Source organism: Pantoea sp. T14, assembly GCF_036663535.1.
In the GTDB taxonomy this organism is placed as follows: domain Bacteria; phylum Pseudomonadota; class Gammaproteobacteria; order Enterobacterales; family Enterobacteriaceae; genus Pantoea; species Pantoea phytostimulans.
This window is the reverse complement of sequence record NZ_JAWUEB010000027.1, coordinates 817,098-842,476: the sequence shown is the minus strand read 5'-3', so window position 1 is coordinate 842,476 and position 25,379 is coordinate 817,098. Positions and strand designations below refer to the sequence as shown.

Annotated in this window: 20 protein-coding genes; 8 read left to right on the top strand and 12 right to left on the bottom strand. The window is 51.7% G+C overall.

From position 1 onward, the window contains the following. Nucleotides 1–239: 239 nt before the first annotated feature. Together SC127_RS21995 and SC127_RS21990 are read right to left on the bottom strand one after the other, a co-directional pair. Entirely contained in the window at nt 240–1,658 is a 1,419-nt protein-coding gene (locus tag SC127_RS21995; protein WP_332628145.1) for an amidohydrolase family protein, read from the bottom strand. 9 nt (nt 1,659–1,667) lie between these two features. Beyond that, nucleotides 1,668–2,630, bottom strand: a complete 963-nt coding sequence (locus tag SC127_RS21990) for an ABC transporter substrate-binding protein (RefSeq protein ID WP_442955767.1) — start codon at nt 2,628–2,630, stop codon at nt 1,668–1,670. Nucleotides 2,631–3,166: 536 nt separating this feature from the next. On the opposite strand from SC127_RS21990, the gene SC127_RS21985 reads away from it, so the two are divergent. After that, a complete protein-coding gene (locus SC127_RS21985) occupies nt 3,167–4,147 on the top strand; it encodes an isopenicillin N synthase family dioxygenase (protein ID WP_332628143.1) in 981 nt (326 codons plus the stop codon). 403 nt (nt 4,148–4,550) lie between these two features. Here SC127_RS21985 and SC127_RS21980 read toward each other — a convergent pair whose 3' ends face one another. Further along, the gene (locus SC127_RS21980; protein WP_215846751.1) at nt 4,551–5,207 is read right to left on the bottom strand and encodes an MgtC/SapB family protein; all 657 of its coding nucleotides are present in this window, start codon (nt 5,205–5,207) and stop codon (nt 4,551–4,553) included. 183 nt (nt 5,208–5,390) lie between these two features. Between SC127_RS21980 and SC127_RS21975 the strand changes: the two genes are divergently transcribed. Beyond that, nucleotides 5,391–5,666, top strand: coding sequence for a putative hemolysin (locus SC127_RS21975; RefSeq protein WP_215846752.1), 276 nt, complete (start codon nt 5,391–5,393; stop codon nt 5,664–5,666). 32 nt (nt 5,667–5,698) lie between these two features. Here SC127_RS21975 and SC127_RS21970 read toward each other — a convergent pair whose 3' ends face one another. After that, on the bottom strand, nt 5,699–6,691 hold the full coding sequence (locus SC127_RS21970) for a 2-hydroxyacid dehydrogenase (RefSeq protein ID WP_332628140.1): 993 nt from the start codon (nt 6,689–6,691) through the stop codon (nt 5,699–5,701). 156 nt (nt 6,692–6,847) lie between these two features. On the opposite strand from SC127_RS21970, the gene SC127_RS21965 reads away from it, so the two are divergent. Genes SC127_RS21965 through SC127_RS21955 form a run of 3 tightly spaced genes read left to right on the top strand, consistent with a single transcriptional unit; the run spans nt 6,848 to nt 9,986 of the window. Beyond that, complete coding sequence (locus SC127_RS21965; RefSeq protein WP_332628138.1) at nt 6,848–9,469, top strand: YdbH family protein; 2,622 nt, start codon at nt 6,848–6,850, stop codon at nt 9,467–9,469. Further along, the gene (locus SC127_RS21960; protein ID WP_215846753.1) at nt 9,466–9,654 is read left to right on the top strand and encodes a YnbE family lipoprotein; all 189 of its coding nucleotides are present in this window, start codon (nt 9,466–9,468) and stop codon (nt 9,652–9,654) included. Before SC127_RS21965 ends, SC127_RS21960 begins: the two co-directional genes overlap by 4 nt. 11 nt (nt 9,655–9,665) lie before the next feature. Continuing rightward, nucleotides 9,666–9,986 carry a YdbL family protein gene (locus SC127_RS21955; RefSeq protein ID WP_243077875.1) on the top strand — a complete coding sequence of 107 codons (321 nt, stop codon included), beginning with the start codon at nt 9,666–9,668 and terminating at the stop codon, nt 9,984–9,986. A gap of 84 nt (nt 9,987–10,070) precedes the next feature. On the opposite strand, the gene azoR is transcribed toward SC127_RS21955, so the two are convergent. Next, entirely contained in the window at nt 10,071–10,670 is a 600-nt protein-coding gene (gene azoR, locus SC127_RS21950; protein WP_215846755.1) for an FMN-dependent NADH-azoreductase, read from the bottom strand. A 257-nt stretch (nt 10,671–10,927) separates the two neighbouring features. On the opposite strand from azoR, the gene hrpA reads away from it, so the two are divergent. Next, nucleotides 10,928–14,830, top strand: coding sequence for an ATP-dependent RNA helicase HrpA (gene hrpA / locus SC127_RS21945; RefSeq protein WP_332628135.1), 3,903 nt, complete (start codon nt 10,928–10,930; stop codon nt 14,828–14,830). Nucleotides 14,831–14,960: 130 nt separating this feature from the next. Here the strand turns inward: hrpA and SC127_RS21940 are convergent, their stop codons facing one another. From SC127_RS21940 to rstA, 5 genes are all read right to left on the bottom strand, one after another. Then, complete coding sequence (locus tag SC127_RS21940) at nt 14,961–15,770, bottom strand: trypsin-like serine peptidase (protein WP_243077877.1); 810 nt, start codon at nt 15,768–15,770, stop codon at nt 14,961–14,963. A gap of 269 nt (nt 15,771–16,039) precedes the next feature. Further along, nucleotides 16,040–16,456 (bottom strand): acid resistance repetitive basic protein Asr, encoded by a 417-nt coding sequence (gene asr, locus SC127_RS21935; RefSeq protein WP_215846757.1) that lies wholly within the window; start codon nt 16,454–16,456, stop codon nt 16,040–16,042. A gap of 171 nt (nt 16,457–16,627) precedes the next feature. After that, the gene (locus tag SC127_RS21930) at nt 16,628–18,115 is read right to left on the bottom strand and encodes a carboxypeptidase M32 (RefSeq protein WP_332628131.1); all 1,488 of its coding nucleotides are present in this window, start codon (nt 18,113–18,115) and stop codon (nt 16,628–16,630) included. A 21-nt stretch (nt 18,116–18,136) separates the two neighbouring features. After that, entirely contained in the window at nt 18,137–19,438 is a 1,302-nt protein-coding gene (gene rstB / locus SC127_RS21925) for a two-component system sensor histidine kinase RstB (RefSeq protein ID WP_243077880.1), read from the bottom strand. Then, on the bottom strand, nt 19,435–20,160 hold the full coding sequence (gene rstA / locus SC127_RS21920) for a two-component system response regulator RstA (protein WP_215846760.1): 726 nt from the start codon (nt 20,158–20,160) through the stop codon (nt 19,435–19,437). Before rstA ends, rstB begins: the two co-directional genes overlap by 4 nt. Before the next feature lie 181 nt (nt 20,161–20,341). Here rstA and SC127_RS21915 point away from each other — a divergent pair, with 181 nt between their 5' ends. Further along, nucleotides 20,342–20,755, top strand: coding sequence for a hypothetical protein (locus SC127_RS21915; RefSeq protein ID WP_215846761.1), 414 nt, complete (start codon nt 20,342–20,344; stop codon nt 20,753–20,755). Here the strand turns inward: SC127_RS21915 and SC127_RS21910 are convergent. Together SC127_RS21910 and ydgH are read right to left on the bottom strand one after the other, a co-directional pair. After that, nucleotides 20,752–22,143 carry an amino acid permease gene (locus tag SC127_RS21910; RefSeq protein WP_243077881.1) on the bottom strand — a complete coding sequence of 464 codons (1,392 nt, stop codon included), beginning with the start codon at nt 22,141–22,143 and terminating at the stop codon, nt 20,752–20,754. The two genes, SC127_RS21915 and SC127_RS21910, sit on opposite strands and share 4 nt — an antisense overlap. 204 nt (nt 22,144–22,347) lie before the next feature. Continuing rightward, nucleotides 22,348–23,304, bottom strand: a complete 957-nt coding sequence (gene ydgH, locus SC127_RS21905; RefSeq protein ID WP_215846763.1) for a DUF1471 family protein YdgH — start codon at nt 23,302–23,304, stop codon at nt 22,348–22,350. A 542-nt stretch (nt 23,305–23,846) separates the two neighbouring features. Here ydgH and pntA point away from each other — a divergent pair. Continuing rightward, on the top strand, nt 23,847–25,376 hold the full coding sequence (pntA, locus tag SC127_RS21900; protein ID WP_243077882.1) for a Re/Si-specific NAD(P)(+) transhydrogenase subunit alpha: 1,530 nt from the start codon (nt 23,847–23,849) through the stop codon (nt 25,374–25,376). The last annotated feature ends 3 nt before the right edge of the window (nt 25,377–25,379 follow it).

Below are 25,379 nucleotides of genomic sequence, written 5' to 3'. Positions count from 1 at the left end.
TTGAGGTGAGCACCCGATAAACGCGCTGCGTCAGCGCGTGACCCGGTCACTAAACAGAGCGACATCGACTATGCACAGTATGGTACGGATTGCGGCGATGAAAGCCAGCATGATTTTAGCGTAAGCCGGCGTGTTCACCGACAGGCCTGTCAGGTCCTCCTTGCAATAAGTTTCCCTCTCTATCCTCTGTAATTAAACGCTATTAAGGCTTTGAATGAACCGACAAAGCCTTAACGCCATCAGTTTACATTTGCCCGCTGTTGCAAAATTTTTACAGCCTCTGCCGCCTCGCGTCCCAGCTCAGCCAGATCGACGCCGGGAATCACATCATCTTCGACAATCACTTTTCCCTGGCAGAGCAACATTTTCAATGCCGCGCGTCCGCCACTCGCCACTGGCCCGATTGCACTATCATGCAGGCCAAAATAGCGCGGATCGTCAAGTCGATAGACAGCGATGTCAGCCGCCATGCCCGGGCGAAGTTCCCCCGTATCCAATCCTAATATTTGCGCACCGCCAGACGTTCCCCAACGCACCACATCTTCAATCGTGGCGGCATCGCCGCCGCCTTCAAAGGTTCCGCCCGCGTAACGCGGTTTCGCCAGCATCCCTTTACGTGCGCGCTGTAATTGCCATGCTGCATGGGTTTCGCTTTGCATATCTGCGGCTTCATTAGAGGCGGCACCATCCACGCCAATGGAAATTTTCACACCCGCTTGCTCCAGCCCAATTAAATCAGCGATACCGCTACCAAGCCGCGCATTGCTTTGCGGGCAGTGAGCAATACCTGAGCGCGATGCACCAAGCATCGCAATCTCTTCAGGCAGCAATTTGACCAGATGAGCAAACCAGACATCCTCACCAATCCAGTCATGTTCGGCGCAAAACTGCAAAGGCGTCATGCCAAATTTTGCTTTTGCCGCATCCAGATAATCGACAGTCTCTGAGAGATGGCTGTGTAAACCAATGCCAAGTTTTCGCGCCAGGCTGGCGCTTTCACGCAATTCTTGCGGCGTAGTTGAATGCAATGTCGTTGTGGGTGCCATAACCACGCGGCGCATGGCATGTTGGCTCGGTTGATGATAGCGCTGAACCAGCCGTTCGACGTCCTCCATCCATCGATCAAATTTTTCAGGCCGTAAGGCTGTCGGTAAGCTGCTCTCGAGTCCACGACTTTGGGTGGCGCCGCCCCGGCATAAAACAAAACGCACGCCTAATTTCTGCGCTTCATCAAACAGAATCTCAGCGCCATCAAACGGCATATCGGGCCAATAAAGGTAGTGGTGATCGGCAATCGTGGTGCAACCAGAACGCACCAGTTCAATTAAACCCACACGCGTCGCCACGCGAAAGGTCTGCTCATCGAAAGCGCCACGAAAACGGTAGGGCGTGGCAGCCAGCCACGCGCCCAGACTCTGATTCAACCCTTGCGGCTCACCTTTTAGCAGAGATTGAAACAGATGGTGATGAGTATTTACCCAGCCGGGATAGACAACACAATCTCGGGCGTCGACCAGCCTCTCTCCCTGTTGGCATGTCAGGCTTCCCATTTCAGTGATAATGCCTTGCCGGATGCGAATATCACTTGCAGTGCTGCGCGGCTGTTGGCGGTTTCCCGTGAGAATCGCATGGCAATTTTTGATCAGTAGCGCGTCCATTCTTTCTCCTTACAGGGCAGGCTGCGGGTAAAACTGGGTCGTAAACGCGCTCTGCCAGTTAACGGATTTATTCAGCAGGCCAGCGTTAACCATAAAGTCTCGTGTTGCCTGCCAGCGTGCAGGTGTCATGGCGCCAATTCCTTGCTTAGCCGCATCGCCGCCCTCAATGAGATGTAACGTTTTGAGCTGTCCAACGCCAAAGGCCAGCACGGCATCGGTCATTTGTGGATTCTCTTTTTTTATCAGGGCATTACCGGGTTTAGGATCGCTAAGATAAGATTTCCATCCTTCCATTGATGCGGCAACAAAGCGTTTCATGACCTCCGGTTTTTCTGCCAGCAGATCGTCGCGCGTGACCAGAATGCCGCCATAAGCGGGATAGCCGTAATCGGCAAAAAGATAGAATTTACTGTCCGGTTGAACGGCTTTGATCTGCTGAACTTCTGAAGTGGCATACGCCTGCTGCGCCGTATTTTTATCGGCGAGAAAAGGCTGCATGTTGAAGGTATAAGGGCGAACCTGAGCGTCGCTGAGCTGATATTTGCTTTTCAACCATGGCCACCAGCTGGCTTGACCGCTGGCAGACACTAATACGGTTTTGCCTTTCAAACTCGCCAAAGAATCAACATCGCTGTGGGTGATAATGCCTTGTGGATCAAACTGGAAAGGCGCGGCAATCGCTTTCAGGGGAAAGTTTTTCGCAATGCCCTGTAGTACCTGAAGGTCATAGCTGATGATGACATCTGCACGCTTTGCCAGCAGCAGCGTCATGTTATTAAGTTGCGGCCCACCAGAACGCACCTCAACATCAAGGCCATATTTTTTATAAATTCCGGTGGCAACAGCTTGGTAATAACCCCCTTGTTCTGCTTGCGCAACCCAGGTTGTTTGTAGAACCAGTTTGTCTGCGGCGTGAGAGAAGGCGCTAGCGCTCATCGCGAAGGTGAAAAGAGATAAACGGAATAACGACATTGACATTGTAACCCCCAATTCAAGCATGAAAATGCCATCAGGGGATGAGTGGCTAAGCGTTGTGCTCGCGATGCTTATCATCGCCCCCTGACGAGGTACAGCCGAAGCTGCAGAGCAATGTCCCACATGGATTCTGCTGCCATGTTGACCGCTTATACTCTGAATTTTTTGTTGCAAGCCACATGCCAGCTACAAAACGGCGAGTGTATCTCAATGATTATGAAAGTGATTTTAAAAAAACAGAAAAATCCACTGAGGAGCAGAGTCGCCATTAAGCACGCTAATGGCGCAAAAGGTGCAGAAATGCACATTCTTAGTGCATAAGCAGCGCTTTTGGGTAGCCAAAAAATATCAACGACCTGATTAATAAAGAATTTATGAAGTGGCACAGCACTTGCTTGATGACCAGAGAGTAGAAGCTGTCAGCCGATATCATTCTCGGTGGGTCATTGCTCAATCACGTAGTTGTGAAGTGAGGCTTTGACCCGTCGCTCAGGCGTGGGTCATTCGTTGAAAATCGTTAACGAGGTAGACCAATGACCAATACATCAGCTTATGCATTACATGAGTTATCAAAAGAATCGCGGATGGGCGCGCGAGGCGTGGAAGCAGCACGCGAAGTGCGCATTATCGACCTGACCGATTTTGACCAGCGCAAAGAGGAAATAGCCGATCAGGTATGGCAAGCCGCCACCGATATCGGTTTCTTTCAGGTTTCCGGTCATGGTATTGCTGTTGAAGAGATCAATTCAGCTTTCGTGAATGCAGAGCGATTCTTCGCATTACCCGAAGCCGATAAAGCTCGTCATCCTTTGCGACGTAACGCAGGGTGGGAATATCGCTCGCAAATACGCCCCTCAACCGGTAAACCCGATCAAAAAGAGTCTTATCAGATTACCCGGCCACGTATGGAAGGGCTGTGGCCTGACGATGTCACGTTGCCGGGCTTCAAACAGCGCGCGCTGACGTTTGAACGCCAATGCTGGGAAGTGGGAATGAAATTATTATCCTGCTTCGCCATTAAGCTGGGCATGCCTGAAACGTTCTTTACTCAAGCGCATGATCCGTCGCGTGAGACGTATCAAAGCACCTTACGCATGCTGCACTATTTTGCCATTAGTGGCGAACCGGATGGCCCGTGGCGTGCGGGTGCGCATACTGATTTCGATTGTCTGACGCTGCTTTTTCAACGTGATGGACAAGGTGGGCTTCAGGTCTGTCCAGGCAAAGAGATGGATGAACAAGTCTGGACGCCGATTGAACCGTCAGAAGGGCTGATCACCTGTAATATTGGCGATATGCTAATGCGCTGGAGCGATGACAAACTGCCGTCTAATTTTCATCGGGTTAGTAATCCATTGCCGGGCGAATCGGTTCCAGCTCGCTACAGTCTGGCCTTTTTTTGCCAGGCCAATGAAGATGTCATCATTGAAGGCCCGGAGAAAAAGTATCCTGCCATCTCTGCAAAAGAGTATCTGGCGCAGCGGATCAGCGCGAACTTCTCAGGTAAGTATTGATTAACAAGAATGCCCGGTCACGCCGGGCATTTCTCGCCATGACGCTTGCGCTTACCGTGATCGCTAAGCTTAGGTCGAGCCCGCCATATCACCGCCAATGATCCAGACCGATTTATCAACCAGCGCATCGACTGTGTCACAGAGCGCAACCGCAACAGGAGGGGGGAGTGATTTAACTGCTTTTTAAGCTGAATCATTGCCGCTCAACACCGACTGATTGTGACGTTGTCACTTAAAAATATTTGATGAATCTCAGGCGGTAACGCTTCGCTATGCTGATTCAGCAAGCGCAAAGCACGCTGGCGTTGATGATCAACGCTTAACCGAAAGCCGAAGTTAAACACCGCGTTCTCTTCTAAGTGGTGGTAATAGCTCACGCAGGGGTATCTCATTTTAATGAGATTCAAATCAGTTCAAGCGACTGCACCCCTTTGATTTCCATGACTTTCTCATAAAGATGCGCATCTTTGGCTTTGTGTGACAACGTCACATGGACGCTAAGTTCACATAAGCCCGTTTCTGGATTGCGATTTACCACAGCAATATGTCCATAGCGAATGCCTTCACGCTGTAACACCAATAACACCAGCGGCACGCTTTTCGCTTTAAGGAACACCACAATGGTATGATGTTTGCCTATCAGTAGATGGCTCAGACGGCGGAAGACTTCCAGCACCACTAAAGCTAAAACCGTGCCGTAAATGCCGATTTCATACATGCCGCTACCAATTACTAAACCGATTGCGGCGGTCACCCAAAGTCCGGCGGCGGTGGTTAAGCCCTTAACTACCTGCTTTTGGATGAGGATAGTACCGGCACCCAAAAAGCCCATGCCGCTAACGACTTGCGCAGCGATACGGCTGGGATCCAGAGAAACATGTTGATCGTTGAGCATATCGGCGAAGCCATATTTCGATACCAGCATAAACATCGCGCTGCCTATCGCCACTAAGATATGGGTGCGCAAACCCGCTTCTTTGGCCCGCATCTGGCGTTCCATCCCAATTAATCCACCTAACACGCCGGCAAGGGCGATGCGGATTAGCATATCCGTTAACATGGCTTTTCTCCGAAATATCAGAACCGTTTTTAATCTGTCAAACCAAGCATGGCGCTAAACAAGATAATTCTGCTTGTAAAGCTAGCCAGGAAATTTTGTAAAAAGCTGTTTCACCTCTCGACCCCTTGCGCTGCCTGACATATGCTGACTCCGCCCCTAACCTCAATTCCCGGAGTTTGACTGATGAAAGCTGCCACCCTTCTGCTGGCCGGCGCCGCTTTGTTGCTATCCGCCTGTAGCAGCAACAGTGATGACAATGAACCGCCACAACAAGCTACCGCCGCCCATATCCAACCCCACGTTGTGATGTCTTCTTTAGCCGAGAGTAATTGTGCGGGTGCCGGTGGAACATTGGCGTTTTCGCATCAGTTAGATGGTTCACGCGTGGGGATGTGCCAGTTGGTTAATGGCCGCCGCTGTGATGAACAAGCGTTGATTGGCGGACGCTGCGCACGTTAACGTAGAGGGCCGGCTAAACCGGCCCGCGTCTTTTACGCTGAAAGCTGGTTAGGGCAAGATTCGCCTTTTTCGAGCTGGCTGAGATTACTCAGCGTAGTTTGTGATATTGCCGTCAACGCTTCGGCAGTCAAAAAAGCCTGATGTCCGGTAAACAGCACGTTATGGCAGGCTGACAAACGGCGGAAAACATCATCTTGAATCACGTCATTTGATTTGTCTTCAAAGAATAAATCCCGTTCGTTTTCATAGACATCCATGCCAAGCGAACCGATCTTTTGCTGTTTCAATGCATCAATTGCTGCTTGTGAATCGATTAAACTGCCGCGACTGGTATTAATGATCATCACGCCATCTTTCATCTGGCTGAAAGCGCCTGCGTTGAGCAGATGATGATTCTCGGGGGTTAACGGGCAATGCAGCGTTATCACGTCTGACTCAGCAAACAGCGTTTTGAGGTCAACATATTCGGCGCCTAATTCCAGCGCTTGCTGGCTTGGGTAAGGATCATAGGCCAATAAGCGCATACCAAATCCCTTCAAAATACGCATCGTCGCCACACCAATTTTGCCGGTGCCGATCACGCCTGCGGTTTTGTTATGCATATTAAAACCGGTTAAACCGTCCAGAGAAAAGTTGGCATCTCGGGTGCGTTGATAGGCACGATGAATGCGGCGATTAAGTGTCATCATCAGGCCAATCGTATGTTCCGCCACGGCTTCGGGCGAATAGGCAGGGACACGCACCACGTTGAGGCCCAACTCAGCCGCGGCGGCTAAATCCACATTATTGAAACCAGCACAACGCAGTGCGATGTGCTTAACACCTAACGCAGCCAACTCCTCAAGCACCGGGCGGCTACCATCATCGTTCACAAAGATGCACACAGCATCGCAGTCCACGGCATTTTTGGCCGTGGATTCGGTCAGCAAAAAGTCGAAAAAAACCAGTTCGTAGCCATACTCCTGATTCACCTGCTCGAGATATTTCTGGTCGTAGTGTTTGGTGCTGTAAACCGCGATTTTCATCGTTTTGCTCCTGCATACGGGGATATCCCAAGGATAACGTGTTCTGCCGCGCTTTGCTGAATCTGCTTCATCATCTCGCCGGCAATCCTTCACCTTGTGCGCGTAACATGCCATCATCTTTGTCAGGATACTGTAAGAAAAAGGATTATTGCTGTCATGCCGCGGATTTTCCGTCGACGACTTGCTGCGATTCTGGCGCTGATTCTGCTGGTGCTGGGTTTATTGCTCACCATCACACAATGGCTGCCGCGGCTGGTCGGCATCTGGATGCCTCCTGAAACACGAATCGAACTGGAAGGCACGCCACGCTGGCGTGACGGCGGCGTGTGGTTTCCTCACATTCGCTATCTGACCGGCGATTGCGTCTTAGCTTCGGTTGAACACGTTTCACTGGGCTGGCATCTCTCACGTTGGCGGCTCAACGCGGGGCAAGTCAGTGTAAACAGTGAATGTCTGCAACACATTCCTGCCACAAACGATAATCCCTCTGCACCCAAAAGCCTGGCTGAATGGCAAGCCATGCTACCTGGCGCCGATCTGCATATTGATCAACTGATCATTGCACCCTGGCAAGCGTATGCCGGTCAGTTGGATCTGGCGCTAGAGAGCGGTCAGCAGCAGTTGCATTATCAGGGCGACAACCTACAGCTTGAGGCGACGTTAAAAGGTCAGCAGCTCAACATTCAGCGACTGACGTTTAAAAATGGCGCACTCCCTGAACCGGTTACCGTAAGTGGTCAGCTGGAGTTACCGAAATTCGCCGATGGCTTACCGGTGAACGGTAACGTGAGTGGGCAACTGTCACTGGGGGCACTCCCCGATCCGCTTGACGTCACGCTTGACTGGCAACAGCAGCAAGGCATGTTAAAAGTGATGATGCAGGGCATTCCGCAGCCGTTGTTAAGTTTGCCGTGGCAGGCCAGCGCGCAGCAGATCCACATCGAAAAAGGGCAATATTACTGGCCGCTGGATGCACAGCCGCTGTCGGGCTTTATCAACCTGACGCTGGATAACTGGCAAGCCGGGCTGGAAGCTGCGCGCATAACAGGCCGACTTAATCTGTTAACCCAAGGGCGCGGCGGCAAAGGCAACGTCGTTTTAGGGATCGGGCCGGGTCATCTGAGTATGACGCAAAGCCAGCTGCCGTTTCAGCTCACCGGCGAAAGCAAGCTCGTGGAGATGCAGCTGTACGGCACCATTCCAGGTGAGCTCAGCGGCTCGGTTCTTGATCCATTGTTGACGTTAAAACCTGGCGCGCTTCTGCGGTTGCGCGGGCGGTTGCTGGCCACGCTGGACGTTGATGAAGCCCGCTGGCCGTTGGCCGGCGTGCGACTCTCTTCGCAAGGTATTGATGGTCGATTACAGGCGATTCTAAAAGCCCACGATCCCAGCTTCGGAAAGTTTTTGCTGCACCTTGATGGCCGGGCAAATAATTTCTGGCCAGATAAAGGCGAATGGAACTGGCGTTATTGGGGGGGCGGCGAAATGTTGCCGCTCAATGCAAAGTGGGATGTGAAGGGCACTGGCGGCTGGCAGGATACGTTGATTCATCTCGATACCTTATCAACGGGGTTCAATCAGCTGGAATATGGCATGGTGCAGGTTAGTAAGCCGCGTTTAACGCTGACGACGCCGGTTAACTGGCAGCGAGATGTGCAACGCCCGTCGTTTGATGGCGGGTTCAAAATGCAGTCGGGGCAAACGCAGTTTAGCTACGGCGGCTGGTTACCCAACTCAGATCTGGAATTTAAAGCCAAAGGGCGCGATCCAAGCCACTTTATCTGGCGCGGTGAGCTAAAGGCAGGCGATATTGGCCCATTGCGCGTCCACGGTCGTTGGGATGGCGAACGCCTGCGCGGCGAAGCCTGGTGGCCAGCACAATCGCTCACTGTTTTTCAACCTTTACTGAGCCAGGATCTGAAGATGAAAATTCAGTCCGGTGAGCTGCGCGCGCAAATCGCCTTTTCTGCCGCGCCGGAACAAGGTTTTGAAGCGGGCGGACACTGGACGGTCAAACAGGGCAGCGTCTGGACGCCTGACAGCCAAATCAATGGCGTCGATTTCTCATTGCCTTTCCGCCTTAAGCAGCAGCGCTGGCAACTGGGCGTGCGCGGCCCGGTTTCACTGCGTATCGCTGAGGTAAAAAATCAGTTTGCCCTGCAGAACATACGTGCCGATTTGCAGGGGGCTTATCCCTGGACGGAATCACATCCATTAACGCTGCAGGACGTCAGCCTGGATTTGCTCGGCGGGCAAATTACGTTGCCATCGTTACGCATGCCGCAACACAAGGTTGCTCGTGTTGCGCTGCGTGATATCAGTTTGAGTGAGCTCATTACCGCCATCAAACCCAAGCAGTTTGCTATGTCCGGCAAGGTTAACGGTGAATTGCCGCTGTGGCTTAATCATCAACGCTGGCTGATTGAAAAGGGTTGGATTGCCAACAGCGGGTCGCTGACATTCAGGCTGGACAAAGACATGGCTGATGCGATTACCAGCAACAATATGGCAGCGGGCGCGGCAATGAGTTGGCTGCGTTACATGGAAATTTCCCGCTCGTGGGCCACCATCAATCTGGATAATCTGGGCGACCTGACGATGGATGCGCAGGTGCAAGGGACAAGCCGCTTCAGCAATCGTAATCAAACCGTTAATCTCAACTATCGTCATCAGGAAAATCTGTTCCAGCTATGGCGCAGCCTGCGTTTTGGCGATAATTTGCAATCCTGGGTGGAGCAAAACGCCACCTTGCCATCGAAAAAGGACCCTCAACCATGAGCCTTAGGGCATTACTGGTTTTAGCCGCCGGGCTGCCGCTGATCGGATGCGTGCCGCGCATTGAAGTCGCCGCACCCAAGGAGCCGATCACAATCAATATGAATGTAAAAATTGAGCATGAAATTCATATCAAAGTGGATAAAGACGTGGAAGCGTTATTGAAAAACCAGAGCGATCTGTTCTGAGGAGAAACTGCATGAAACGCATCAGCGCCGTGCTGCTTTTGGTCTGGATAGTTGCCCAACCGGCGTGGGCGATCACGTTGGATGAAGCGCGCCAGCAAGGTCGGGTAGGCGAAACGCTTTCCGGCTATATCGCTGCCCGTGAGCAGGATAATGAGACGTTGGCTTTGGTTAAGCGCATTAATGAAGGGCGCAGCGCGCAGTATCAGCGCCTGGCGCAGCAAAACAATCTCACCACCTCAGACGTGGCCAGCATTGCCGGGCAAAAACTGGTGAGAAGGGCCGAAGCGGGTGAGTATGTGCGTGGGATAAACGGACAGTGGCTAAAGAAGTAACCGTCGCGACAGCATTTATTCACAGGTTAACGCGCATAAAAAAGCCGGGCATTAAGCCCGGCAAGGTACAACGGCATCAAAAGCTTAAGCAGCAACAATCTGCTTGATTGCATCTTTAGCATCTTCAGTGGCTTTGGTTGCCACTTCTGGACCGTAAGCGATGCCTTCAGCGAAGACGAAATCAACGTCGCTGATACCGATGAAGCCAAGGAACAGCTTCACGTATGGCGTTAACAGGTCAGAAGCGGTGTCTTTATGAATGCCACCACGGCTGGACAGGATGACTGCGCGCTTACCTTTAACCAGACCTTCTGGGCCCGCTTCGGTGTAACGGAACGTGACGCCAGCACGCGCAATCAGGTCGAAGTAGTTTTTCAGCTGCGTTGGGATGTTGAAGTTGTACATAGGCGCAGTAATAACAACCACGTCATGGGCTTGTAGTTCAGCGATCAGCTCATCAGACAGCGCCAACGCTTCTTGCTGACGCGGTGTCAGTGGCGCGTCAGACGGGCGCAGTGCGCCAACCAGTTCACCATCCAGTACCGGAATCGGGTTTGCTGCCAGGTCACGAACGGTAACGTCGTCACCGTTGGCTTTAGCCTGGTCAACGTAGAAGTCAGCCAGTTGGCTTGATTGTGAATAGCCTGCAAGGATACTGGATTTCAGAACTAAAACTTTGCTCATGGTATTTTCCTGTCTGTTATGCGGAAGGCTTCCCGCTCAATGCTTTACACTCTACGGATATCAGCGGCACGGTGAAAGCGCAATATTTCGAGATCTATGTTCGAATTTATTGAATAAGCTTCACGTGCGCCCGGTCTCGGCAACGCCTGAAATGTGCTATTATGCGCACAATTATTTTATTGAATCAGCTGGTTATCCCAGCCCCATTGGGCGCTGTATTTCACAGCGACACCGTCTGAGTAAGGTACGTCATTACTATGTCATCACCGGATAATTCTTCTCTCGCGCCGCTCTGGTCGCGGCTTGATGCTGTGATGCTGCGCGATCGGCAGCGTTTGCAGCGTCGTTTGCATGGCGCAAAAAAAGTTAAAAATAGTGAAGCGCAACAAGGGATTGTGGCGGAGCTGGAGCAAGATTTTGCCGCAGCTGAACAGCGTGTTGCACAGCGCATCGCGGCCACGCCAACCATCACTTTCCCCGAAAATTTGCCGGTCAGCCAAAAGCAGCAAGAGATTGCTGACGCGATTCGCGAACATCAGGTGGTGATCGTGGCCGGTGAAACCGGTTCGGGTAAAACCACGCAGCTGCCAAAAATTTGCTTAACGCTGGGACGCGGCGTGAAAGGGCTGATTGGCCACACGCAGCCACGTCGCCTGGCTGCACGTACCGTAGCGAACCGTATTGCGGATGAGCTGGATACCTCGTTGGGTGGCTGCATCGGTTACAAGGTGCGCTTTAACGATCAGGTCAGCGAAACGACCCAAGTGAAGCTGATGACTGACGGTATTTTGCTGGCAGAAATTCAGCAAGACCGCCTGCTGCTGCAATATGACACCATTATTATCGATGAGGCGCACGAGCGCAGTCTTAACATCGATTTTCTGTTGGGTTATCTGCGCGAGCTGTTGCCGCGTCGTCCCGATCTGAAAATCATCATTACTTCAGCCACTATCGATCCACAGCGTTTTTCACGTCACTTTAATAACGCGCCGGTAATTGAAGTTTCAGGCCGTACTTATCCGGTTGAAGTGCGTTATCGCCCGATTGTGGAAGACGCTGACGATGGCGACCGCGATCAGTTACAAGCCATTTTCGATGCCGTTGATGAGCTGGGCCATGAAAGCGCCGGTGATATTTTGATATTCATGAGCGGCGAGCGTGAAATCCGTGATACCGCGGATGCACTCACCAAGCGTGACTTACCGCATACCGAGATTTTGCCGCTCTACGCGCGCTTATCCAATGCTGAGCAAAACCGCGTGTTTCAGTCGCACAGCGGACGTCGCATTGTGCTGGCAACCAACGTGGCAGAAACCTCGTTGACCGTGCCGGGTATCAAATATGTTATCGATCCCGGCACCGCGCGTATCAGCCGCTACAGCTTCCGTACCAAAGTGCAGCGCTTGCCGATTGAGCCAATTTCTCAAGCGTCGGCAAATCAGCGTAAAGGGCGTTGCGGGCGCGTATCGGAAGGGATCTGTATTCGCCTGTTTTCCGAAGATGATTTCCTGAGTCGCCCGGCCTTTACCGATCCTGAAATTTTGCGTACCAACCTGGCTTCGGTAATTTTGCAGATGACCGCGCTGGGATTAGGCGATATCGCTGCGTTCCCGTTTGTGGAAGCGCCCGATCGCCGCAATATTCAGGACGGCGTGCGCCTGCTGGAAGAGCTGGGCGCGCTGACGCTGAACGAAGAGGATGGGCACTACAAACTCACCCCTTCAGGACGCCAGCTGGCGCAGTTGCCGGTCGATCCGCGTTTGGCCCGTATGGTGCTGGAAGCGCAAAAATATGGCTGCGTACGTGAAGTGATGATTATCACTGCGGGCTTGTCGATTCAGGATCCGCGTGAACGTCCGGCGGAGAAAAAGCAGGCTTCGGATGAAAAGCATCGCCGCTTCGCTGATAAAGAGTCCGATTTCCTCGCCTTCGTTAATCTGTGGAATTACCTCAGCGAGCAGCAAAAGGCGTTGTCCGGCAATCTGTTCCGTCGCCAGTGTAAAACCGATTTTCTTAACTACTTACGCGTGCGCGAATGGCAGGACATTTACACGCAACTGCGTCAGGTGGTACGTGAACTGGGGATCCCTGTTAACAGCGAACCCGCTGGGTTCCGCGAAGTTCACTGTGCGTTGCTGACAGGTTTGTTATCGCATATCGGCCAAAAAGATGCCGACAAGCAAGAGTTTACCGGCGCACGCAATGCACGCTTCGCCATTTTCCCGGGTTCTGGTTTGTTCAAAAAGCCGCCCAAATGGACAATGGTGGCTGAACTGGTGGAAACCAGCCGCTTGTGGGGCCGCATCGCTGCACGCATCGATCCAGAATGGATCGAGCCGCTGGCACAGCATTTGATCAAACGCAGCTACAGCGAACCGCATTGGGAGAAGGCTCAAGGCGCGGTGATGGCGACGGAAAAAGTCACGCTTTATGGGTTGCCTATCGTTGCGGGCCGCAAAGTCAATTATGGTCGCATTGATGCGACATTGAGCCGTGAGCTGTTTATTCGCCATGCACTGGTGGAAGGTGACTGGCAGACGCGTCACGCCTTTTTCCGCACCAATCAGAAGTTGCGCAGCGAAGTCGAAGATTTGGAACACAAATCACGTCGTCGTGACATTTTAGTCGATGATGAAACGCTGTTTGCGTTTTATGACCAGCGCGTCGGCAAAGAGGTGGTCTCCGCTAAGCATTTCGACAGCTGGTGGAAGCGGGCCAGCCGCGAGAATGCGGAACTGCTCAACTTTGATAAGCAGATGCTGATCAAAGAGGGCGCGGATAAGGTTAGTCAGCTTGACTACCCGAACTTCTGGCATCAAGGCAATCTCAAACTGAAGCTGAGTTATCAGTTTGAACCCGGCGCCGATGCGGATGGCGTGACGGTGCATATTCCGTTGCCGCTGCTGAATCAGGTTGAGGATCAGGGTTTCGAATGGCAGATCCCAGGCATTCGCCGCGAACTCGTCATTGCGCTGATTAAATCGCTGCCGAAGCCGCTGCGCCGTAATTTGGTGCCCGCACCCAACTATGCCGACGCCTTCTTAGGGCGCGTGACCGCGATGGAAATGCCGCTGTTGGATGCGTTAGCGCGAGAGTTTCGTCGTATGACCGGCGTCACGCTGGAACGTGAAAACTGGCAATGGGAACAGGTACCCGATCATCTCAAAATGACCTTCCGCATTATCGATGAACACAATCGTAAGCTGCAGGAAGGCAAAGATTTAACGGCGCTGAAAGCGCAGCTTAAAGGGAAAGTGCAGGAAACGTTGTCGAAAGTGGCAGATGACGGGCTGGAGCAGAGCGGCCTGCATATCTGGAGCTTTGGTGATTTACCGCGCAGCTATGAACAGAAGCGCGGCAGTTATCAGGTAAAAGCCTGGCCAGCGCTGGTGGATGAAAAGGATAGCGTCGCGATTCGCCTGTTCGACAGCGAGCAGGAGCAGCAGAAAATGATGTGGCGCGGTCAACGCCGCTTGCTGCTGCTTAACATCCCGTCGCCGGTTAAATATTTGCACGAGAAACTGCCGAACAAAGCCAAGCTGGGACTCTATTTCAATCCGTACGGCAAAGTACTGGAGCTGATAGATGACTGTATCGCCTGCGGAATCGATAAGCTGATCGCAGAGGCGGGCGGGCCAGCCTGGCAACAGGACGATTTTGCCCAGCTGCATGAAAAAGTTCGCGCTGAGCTGAATGAAACGGTGGTCACCATCGCGAAGCAGGTTGAGCAGATCTTGACCGCGGTGTTCAACATCAACAAGCGTTTGAAAGGGCGTGTTGATATGACGCTGGCTCTTGCGCTTTCCGATATCAAAGCGCAGATGAATGGCTTGGTTTATCGTGGGTTTGTCACGGGCAACGGCTGGAAACATTTAGCGGATACGTTGCGTTATTTGCAGGGCATTGAGCGTCGGCTGGAGAAATTGCCTGTCGATCCGCACAGCGATCGTGCGCGCATGCTCCGTGTGCAGGCAGTTGAGCAGGCTTATCAGGCATGGCGCAATAAACTGCCGCCACAGCGTTTGGATGACGAAGAGGTGCTGAATATTCGCTGGATGATTGAGGAGTTAAGGATCAGCTTATTTGCTCAGCAGCTTGGCACGCCTTATCCGATCTCAGATAAACGTATTATGCAGAGCATGGAGCAGATTGCCGGATAGGTGTTTGGCATCAATGCGTAATAAGTCATAAAGCCTCGGCCACAAGGATGTGGCGGGCGAGGCTAAATATGGATTGAAGCCTTATCAACGCGTGTCGGTTATTGCTGTCACATGCGCTTTTGCCAAACGTTTACTGCGCCAGCGCTTCCAGTTTATCGCGGAACGACGTCACGGAAATGGCGCGATTATCCGCCAGATAACGATCTTTAGCCGCCGGGGCTGAACTCTGCACCGCTATCAATTGCCAGCCTTTATCACCATTCAGTAACAGAGGCGATCCGCTATCGCCGGGCAGCGTATCACATTGATGTGATAGCACCGCGCGCTGCGCCCAGCCCGTAATCACACAGTCGCTGTGCGAGTAGAGAGTATCAAGGTGATCTTCAGGGTATCCCGCTTGTGTCACTTTACGATCGGCTTGTTTCAACGCGGCAGTAAGATCGCTGCGCGAGCCTTCAAACAGCGGAATAGGTGTAATAGCCGAGGGCGGATTACGCAGAATCACTAAGCCGTAATCAAGCGGAGCCGCATTGCTCGGGACGATCCATCCTTCGCCATCAGCCTTTAAACGTTTAGCCAGTGAAGGTTCAACGCGCGCATCAATATCGTGGATTTCATAGCGCCAGCCTTTATCGCTGGCCATAAAACGCAGCGCCACCGGTTTATCAAAATTACCGGGCGGGGTTAACAAACAGTGACCAGCAGTTAACGCCAGATGGGGTGAAATCAGCGTAGCCGTGCACAGGTTGCCGCTCTCGGTTTCAAGTTGACCGATGGCATCCCAAGGTACAGCGGTGATATCGCTGATCGCTTTACGGTGATCTTTACCAAAGAACAGCGTCTTGATCTCGTCAGGATTGGGCGCGTCATCATCTTCATCGGCATGTACAACGGTGTTAAAACTGAATAATCCAACAAGTAACAAGATAGCCAGGCGCATAGTTCTCTCAATGGCGAGAATAAGTAGAGGATAAGGTCATCACGCTTGAGCGATAACTATAGTCGGTGAGCGGTTAAAAAGGGAGTTTTATTGGGATTATCAGCACACTACAACGACTAAATAAAAAAGCAGGCTGCGACTACGCCGCACAGGATCATCACAATCAATATAATTTCGAAGCGATAGCGATGCACCATTTCAGCCACTCCATTAAACAAACACCCGGCAAAACCGGGTGCTTTTAATCATTCACGCTTCAGGACTAAGCCTTATTTTTTAGCAGCAGCTTTCACAACTTTTTTGTGATGAACTTTTTTAGCAGCCTGCGCTTTCTGCGGAGCGGCTTTCTTCACAGCTTTTTTGTGATGAACTTTCTTAGCAGCCTGCGCTTTCTGAGCCGCATCTTTCTTCATCGCTTTCTTGTGGTGAACTTTCTTAGCGGCCTGTGCTTTTTGAGCGGCATCTTTCTTCGCCACTTTTTTGTGATGAACTTTTTTAGCAGCCTGCGCTTTCTGGGCAGCCGCTTTGTGATGTTTCTTGTGTGCAGTTTTATGCACAGTTTTTGCTGGCGCTGCGGTGGTGGTTGTGGTGGCAGCAGCAGCTGGCGCAGCTGTTGTTTCAGCAGCGAAAGCAACAGAAGAGATACCCATAGCAGCGGCGATCACCAGCGCAAATAATTTTTTCATTGCAAAATTCCTCGGACGATTTTTTCATGTGTAGCCCACTGCGGGGCCGGTGAAAAGACTATATGCAAAACCCGTCACGGCTTCCGTGGGTGATTGGTATCGGCGTGTAACGGATTGTACGAAGCGAGGAAGGCAATGAGAAAAGAGGGCGGCCAAACGACCGCCGAAAGCTTAGTTGTGCAGATAACGTTGTACAAGATGCTGACGGAAATAGTGTGGATTAAGGGCTTCGCCAGTGGCGTTCAACAGCAGTTGCTCGGTTGAAAAACGGCTGCCGTGCTGCCAGATATTCTGTTGTAGCCAGTTAAATACCGGCTGCAAATCCCCTTCACGAATCAGCTCACTTAACTGCGGAATCGCTTTTTTCACCGCCTGGAACAGCTGCGCCGCGTACATCGCACCCAAGGTGTAGGTCGGGAAGTAGCCGAATGCGCCGTCGGTCCAGTGAATATCTTGCATGCAGCCGTCGCGATAGTTGCCGCGGGTATCAATGCCCAGCGACTGCTGCATTTTCTCATCCCATAAGGCAGGAATATCGTCGACTTCAATCTCGCCTTCGATCAGCGCTCGTTCGATTTCGTAACGCAGCACCACGTGTGCTGGATAGCTCAGCTCATCGGCATCTACGCGAATATATCCCGGCTTCACCTGCTGTGTTAAACGAACAAAGTTATCAGCCTGCAGTGCGGGCTGGTCGCCCATGTGTATTTTTACCTGCGGCAACATGCGCTGCAGGAATTCGCGGCTGCGGCCCAACTGCATTTCCATGAACAGACTTTGCGATTCGTGAATGGCAGTGGAACGTGCGAGCGCTACCGGCTGACCACGCCACTGCTGCGGTAAGTTTTGCTCGTAACGCGCGTGGCCGGTTTCATGGATGACGCCCATCATGGCGCTGAGGAATTCATTCTCGTTATAACGCGTGGTGATGCGTACATCTTCCGGCACACCACCGCAAAATGGATGGGCGCTGACGTCAAGACGACCATGATTAAAATCGAAACCCAGCACCTTCATGATATCCAGACCCAGTTCGCGTTGCGCGTTAACGGGGAAAGGGCCTTTCGGATGGATAATCTCCTGCTGCGACTGCTTCTCCACCACTTGCTGGAGGAGGTCCGGTAACCAGGTTTTAAGCTCACCAAATGTGCTGTCGAGTTTAGCGCTGGTCATGCCTGGCTCGAAGACATCCAGTAGCGCATCGTAGCGCGAGCTGCCGTTGGCATCGGCACGCAGTTGGGCTTCTTCGCGGCTTAAGCGAACCACTTCTTTCAGGTTGGCAGAGAAGCCTTTCCAGTCGTTAGCGGGACGCTGCTGACGCCATGCATGTTCACAATGTGAACCGGCAATCGATTTTGCTTCAACCAGCGAGGCGGGCAAGAGTGTGGCTTGCTGATAAGCGCGGCGTATTTCCAGTAAATTAGCGCGATCAACGTCGTTCAGCGACTGCTGCTCTGCTTCCTGAATTAAATCACCGACGCGTTTGTCGGTTAAAATTTCATGCTGTAATACGCTCATTTCGGCCAGTGCTTCACCGCGCGCACGACTGCCGCCCGGCGGCATGGTGGTTTGCATATCGCAACCGGCAATGGCAGAAAGATGGCTGAAACGAGAAAGACGCTGAAAGATGGCGCTAAGCTGTTGATACGCTGAGGACACGTAGGGCTCCTTGTGGAAGTTTTAACGCAGCGGAATGTCCCGCAAGGGTAGATCAACCGGCCAGCAAAAGCGAACGCTGGCACCGCCGAGCGGGCTGCTTTCAATGGCGACATTGCCGCTTAACGCTTGAGCGATAGAATAAACAATCGCCAGACCCAGCCCGCAGCCGCCAGTGGCGCGGTCGCGGCTGGGATCAAGACGAACAAAAGGTTCAAACACCCGTTCGCGCTCCTCAAGGGGAATGCCGGGGCCATCATCTTCAACCTGTAAAAAGCCCAGCGAACCGTCAAACCACAGGCTGATACGCAGCCGCTGCTGCGCATAGCGCAGCGCATTGTTGACCAAATTGTCCAGTACACGCTCCATTAATCGAGTATCTGAAACGCCGTAATTTTCTCGTTGAGGTAAATCCAGATCGATTTGCGTGTGAGGATTAATCGCGCGGAAATCATCAAGCCGCTCGCGCAACCAATTGGCCAAATCCAATGATTTAAGATTTAAATCGACACGCGGGCGATCGAGTCTCGCATAGGTCAGCAGCTCTTCAATTAAGCTTTCAAGCTGGCCGATATCACGATTCAATGCCGCTAGCTCCGCTTCCGTTAGGTTATCGCTCATCTCGAGCCGATAGCGCAGCCGCACCAATGGCGTGCGCAATTCATGGGCAATGCCATCAATCAGCTGCTTCTTACTGGCCACCAGCGTATTGATGTTTTCGGCCATCTGATTAAAGGCAATACCTAAGCGAAACAGGCTGGAGGTGCTGTCAAAATGGGTACGAACATCCAGTTCTCCTCGGCCAAATCGTTGCGCTGCTTTTTCTAAGCGCTGCATCTCTTTCCAGTGCGGACGCATCCAGATGAAGACCGGTAGCGCCAGCGACATGCCGATGAACACCAGCAGTGCGATGTCCAACAGCCGCATTTGATGAAGGTAGAACAGATAGGGAATGGGGCCGACAGATAAAACGTAATGGCTGCGCGGGATATGCTGCAAGAAAGTATATTGATCGTCGAGGGCGACGATTTCACCCGCGTGCAGGCGCCGCATATCGATCTCATCAAGCTGATATTTACTCATCGGTTCAATATGCAGATCAAACGACAAACCGAGATCGAGACTTTTAACGGTTTTATTCCAGTCGCGTGGTGGAATCTCACGCAGTTCGCTGCGGATTAAATAGAGCGAGCTGGCCATCAAGTCATTCATTGATTGTCGCCCGGCACGTTCAGCGGTGAATTTGTAGACCAATCCCACCAGCAACGTCATCACCAGAAAGCAGACAAACAGCAGCAGATAAAACTGGATAAAAAGCTTTCTCATACTGAACGGGTATCCCACGCCTGCGGCGCAAAAAGATAGCCTTTGTTACGAATGGTTTTTATGCGAAAAGGTTCGGTTGCACTGTCATGCAGCTTTTTGCGCAGGCGCGAAATGGCAACATCAATACTGCGATCCAAGCCATCGTAGCTTACGCCGCGTAAGGTTTTCAGCAGCGCATCGCGGTTGAGGATCTGTCCGGCATGGTTGGCTAAAAACCACAACAGCTCAAAATCAGCGGTGGAAAGGGCGATCTGCTCATCGAACAGCGTCACCTGGCGATTAAGTGCGTCGATGGTTAGTGAGCCGAAACGCAGCATTTTATGCGGTGCGATGATCGCAGGGGCTTCGCCAGGCTGACTTTGCTGTGACTGACGCAAATGCAGACGCAATCGAGCCAGTAAAACAGCCGGGGGCGTGGTTTTAAGGATGTAATCTTGCGCGCCCATCTCAAGCGCCAGGATGTGGTTCATGTCGCTGTCGAGCGACGTCAGCAACACAATGGGACCTTGCCAATTTGCACGCAAATCACGGCAAATTGTCATGCCATCTTTGCCCGGCAACATGATATCCAGCATCACCAGATCCGGTTGTTCCTGGGCAATGGTTGCCTCGGCACGATCCCCGCGCGTTTCTACAATGACCTCAATATCATGACGTCCCAGATAAGCGGCAATCAGTGATCCCACTTCAGGTTCATCTTCAACGTAAACGATTCTGTTCATATTTTACTAACAAGGCATGTAAGTATGGAATGCAGCATAACTTTTCCTGGTCCTGAGCTCTACGCGACCGCACGAAATATCCTTATGTTACTGGTATAGAACCCGCAAAATGTGCCATCATTAGCCCTGCGTTTTTTGCGCAAGTTTCGGAACCGTAACGATAAACATGAGGAGCGTGAGTGTGTCTGATAAAGAGCTGGCATCAGCCATATACAGTGACCGCATCTGCTTCAATTACAGTGATTTTCTTTCCGCATCTTGCAAGAAACGTTGGAGTTTTGTTGATGCCATTTATGGCGTGTTGCCGATCTTCGGCATGGTGACACGCAAATCTGCGCACAGTTTACAGGCCACTGACGAGCACCTGAAAGAATTAGCATTACAAATCATTTCAACTCAGGTCAGCGACGAGATTAACATCGCTCGTTTGATCACCCTTGCTGAACAGCAGCACATTAACCGCTTTGATATCCAGCTTCCTTATCCGCTCTCCGAGCAGCAGCTCGACAGCATCCAGCAGGAATACCGCAAGCCGGTCGATTTAACACAGCAGGTTGACCTGCTGTGTGTCTCCATTCCCGAACAATCACATTAATTCGTTAGCTGCCACATTGCGGGCAACGTGGCAGCAATCAACAATCCCATTGCTACGCGCTCAAGCGACGTAAGCGCAATATCGCTTCGCCCGCCACGACGGGCAAACAGAAACAGCAGCAGACCCGGCGCATAAAGCACCACTGACATCAGTAGATGCAGGGGACCAGAGGCATAAAGCAGCCAAATGCCATAAGTGCTGGCACCGATGCCGATAGCCATTGGCAGCGGTTGACCTTTTCCTCGCACCACTTTAATCAGATACAAACCCACTAGCAGATAGGGCACCAGAATCATTTCTGAGGCGATATTAAGCAGCGTATTATAATCAGCCTTTGTCAGGGCAATAAGGATCAGGCAAACCTGAACGCTCCCGTTGGTCAGCCAAAGCGAGGCTGATGGGGCGTTGCGGCTGTTTTGACGTGCAATACTGCGCGGGAACGCACCTTGCTGCGCAGCGATAAAGGGAACTTCTGCTGCCATTATCGTCCAGCTCAGATAAGCGCCACAGACGGACACAATCAATCCGGCAGCAATCACTGCATCACCCCAATTTCCCATTAAATGCGTCATCAGACCCGCCATGGAAGGATTACGCATCTCTGCCAGTTCTGCTCGCGGCACAACGCCTAATGAAAGCAACGTCACCAGTAAATAGACCAATAACGCGGCAAGCACCGCCAGCAAGGTTGCACGGCCTACATCTTTTTTATTGCGTGCACGAGAGGAAACAACCACTGCGCCTTCAACCCCGATGAAAACCCATAAGGTGATCAGCATGGTTTGCTTGATCTGTTCCCACAGCGGTTGGCCAAGCGTGACGCCGGAAAAATCAAAGTGGAATCGGTCGTAATTGAACGCCATCACCGCCAGGACAATGAACAGCAAAAGGGGGATCAATTTACCTAAAGTGGCTAAAAGATTGATGCTGGCTGCGGTTTGTACGCCACGAAGCACCAGACAATGCACCAGCCAGAGCAAAACGGACGCTCCCAACATCGCTTGCCAGGTATTGCCATCGCCAAAAACAGTGTGATCGGGTGTGTCAGTGAAGAAGCTCAACGCGGAAAAAACGATCACCAGATAAGAGACGTTGGCGATAACCGCGCAAAGCCAATATCCCCACGCCGAGCAAAACCCCATGAGTTCGCCAAATCCTGCTCGCGCATAGGTGAATATGCCGCCATCTAGCTCGGGTTTGAGACGCGTAAGCATCAACATAGCCAACGACAGAAAAATAATCCCTACGCCCGTGATCAACCAGCCAATCAGCAACGCCGCCGGACCGGCTACGGCCGCCATGTTCTGCGGCAAGCTGAACACGCCTGCACCCAGCATAGAACTGAGCACCAACGCCGTTAAGGCACTAAGACCTAATTTTTTCTCCAAAACATCCTTCCTGCTAGCATAAGTGGCTGGGTAAAACGGCATTTATCGAATTTATATCGTAGCTTAAGCGACAGGAACGATGAAATACCCTGAAAAGCAGGCGGAAGATTTTACGGAGTGCTGAATGAGATGGCAATGCGTGAATATGCAAAAGCGGGCAGGGATTATGCAAATAACAGGGCGGCGGGCGCCGCCCTGAGAATCTTACTTAAAGATGTCTGCGGTAACAGTCAGGTTACCGCCACTTTGGTTCTGCCATTGACGCGTCACGTGATAGAACTTAGCGCCTTTATCGGCTGCACGTTTAGCGACTTCTTCAGAAATTTCGGTAGGCGATCCAAAATGCCCGGTGAAGGTCACGGTATCAAACGGCTGCATCTGCGCAGCGGTAATGGCGTTGACTTCCTGAACTGATTTACCGTTTGCCAAATTTACCGTGTAACGTTTACCGGTGGAGCTTTGTGTTTCGAAGAAGCGTCCAACATTGTTGCTTGGTGTTTCTGAAGACGCAACATTAGGAATCTCGACATTCTTCGCTGCCGCGCCGCCCGCAGCGATAGCCGCTTTACCGGCTTCGGAATTGGCTGGGATCAGGTTAGGACTTTGCACCTTGCGCGCTTTGGCATCCGCTTTATAAACGTAAGCCGTAACGTATTGGTTACCGCCGTTGTTGGCATCAATCTGGCGCACGATAAAGAAGGAGGCTGCCCCTTTCTCTTTGGCTGCTTTAGAGATGGCGTCATTGACATCCGGCTGGCTGGCAAAGAAACCGCTGGCTGATACGGTATCGAAAGGTTCAAGCATGAAGGCTTCATTTTTTGGCAATTCTTTCACGCCATTGAAGCTACGGTATTGATGTTTGTCACTGTCGGCATTAGCGGCATCGGCTTTGTAGAGATCGGCTGTCACGCGCCAGTTGCCGCTGTTTCCGTTACTGTCATTGATGCCCTGAATGTAATAAGAGGTGGCGCCCATCTCATCTGCGCGCTTTGACACCGCGTCGGCAGCGTCGCCAATCGCGTTGAAACGGCCGGTGATATTAATACGTTCGAATGGCTTCAACGCGGCCGCTTTTTCCGGCGTCAGTTCCTGCGCAGCATATGCGTTAGCTGCTAACAGAGATAACAAGGTCGTCGCCAGAATGGTGTTCTTCAGCTTCATAAAAATGATCCTTCGCCTTACGCAAAAATGAGTACGAAAACGTGCTGGACTCTTGATGTATAACAGATTAGCCGCTGATTATTGCATGTTATAAACAGGCTGTCGCAGCCATTTTTTGCGGCATATCTCGTTAATGAAGACTGTTTTTTTCATTCATCTATGACGAAAAGATATTATGGCTGCGATCAGCGTCAATTAACCCGTTTAAGTGGTAAGGCTTAACGTTGTAACAGTTAATATATTGTTAAATAACGGTTTTTGTCGATGCGATGTGCGTCATGACACGATTTTGCTTAGCAGATAATTTTATTTAAGAGTCGATTAGCAGTGTTAAAGCACGGGATTTATTCTCTGAGACTGAATAATTGTGTGAATGTCATAAGTATGCGTTATGAGTGTAGATCGGCAGACATATTTTCAGTAGGTTATAAATACTTCGAAACAAATGCATTTCATTTATAAGCGCCTGAAACCGTGTTTCAGGCGTTGTACTGTCATGCAGGTAACAGGCGATCATCCTTTAACCGATAAAAGGGAACATTATGTTAATTGGAATTCCCAAAGAGCGGTTGTTAAACGAATCGCGCGTGGCTGCCACGCCGAAAACCGTTGAACAACTGATTAAGCTGGGTTTTAGCGTCACTGTCGAGCATGACGCCGGTAAGCGTGCAAGCTTTGATGACGAAAGTTATCGTCGCGCCGGCGCGACACTGACTGACAGCCAGCAGGTGTGGCAATCTGACATCGTCCTTAAAGTGAACGCACCTGATGATGCAGAGATTTTACTGGCGCGTGAAGGCAGCACCTTAGTGAGTTTTATTTGGCCAGCGCAAAATCCCGATCTGCTGGAAAAACTGGCGGCGCGCAATGTAACTGTCATGGCGATGGATTCAGTGCCGCGCATTTCACGCGCGCAGTCGCTTGATGCGCTGAGCTCAATGGCAAACATTGCGGGTTACCGAGCCATTGTTGAAGCCGCCCATGAGTTTGGCCGCTTTTTTACCGGTCAAATCACGGCAGCGGGTAAAGTTCCTCCCGCTAAAGTCATGGTAATTGGCGCTGGCGTAGCTGGACTCGCGGCAATTGGTGCGGCAGGCAGTTTGGGCGCTATCGTGCGTGCCTTTGATACTCGCCCTGAAGTAAAAGAGCAAGTACAGAGCATGGGTGCCGAATTTCTCGAGCTCGATTTCGAAGAGGAAGCGGGCAGCGGTGATGGCTATGCCAAAGTCATGTCGGAAGCCTTTATCAAGGCCGAAATGGCGCTGTTTGCCAGCCAGGCGCAGGATGTTGACATTATTGTTACCACCGCGTTGATTCCCGGCAAACCGGCCCCCAAACTGATCACCGAAGAGATGGTTGCCAGCATGAAACCGGGCAGCGTCATCGTTGATTTGGCGGCACAAACTGGCGGTAACTGCGCGTTAACCGTTGCCGATCAGGTTACTGTGACGCCTAATGGCGTGAAAATCATCGGTTACACCGATCTGCCAAGCCGTTTACCTACGCAGTCGTCTCAGCTTTATGGCACCAATCTGCTTAACCTGATCAAACTGTTATGCAAAGAGAAAAACGGCGAGATCGCTGTCGACTTTGATGACGTTGTGGTACGTGGCGTTACTGTGATTCGCGAGGGAGAAGTGACCTGGCCAGCTCCGCCGATTCAGGTTTCTGCTGCGCCTAAAGCGGCACCCGCTGCTCAACCGCTGAAAAAAGCGGAGGCAAAACCCGCTTCTCCAACACGTAAATACCTGCTGATTGCGCTGGCTATCGTGCTGTTCGCTTGTCTGGCAAACGTAGCACCGAGTGAATTCCTGTCGCACTTCACCGTCTTCGCGCTCTCCTGCGTGGTGGGTTATTACGTGGTGTGGAATGTCAGCCATGCGCTTCATACACCGCTAATGTCAGTCACCAACGCCATTTCCGGCATTATCGTGGTGGGAGCGGTGCTGCAAATGGGGCACGGTGGATGGGTTACGTTTATTTCCTTTATTGCGGTGCTGATCGCCAGCATCAATATTTTTGGTGGCTTTACCGTCACTCAACGCATGCTGAAAATGTTTCGTAAGGGGTAACAC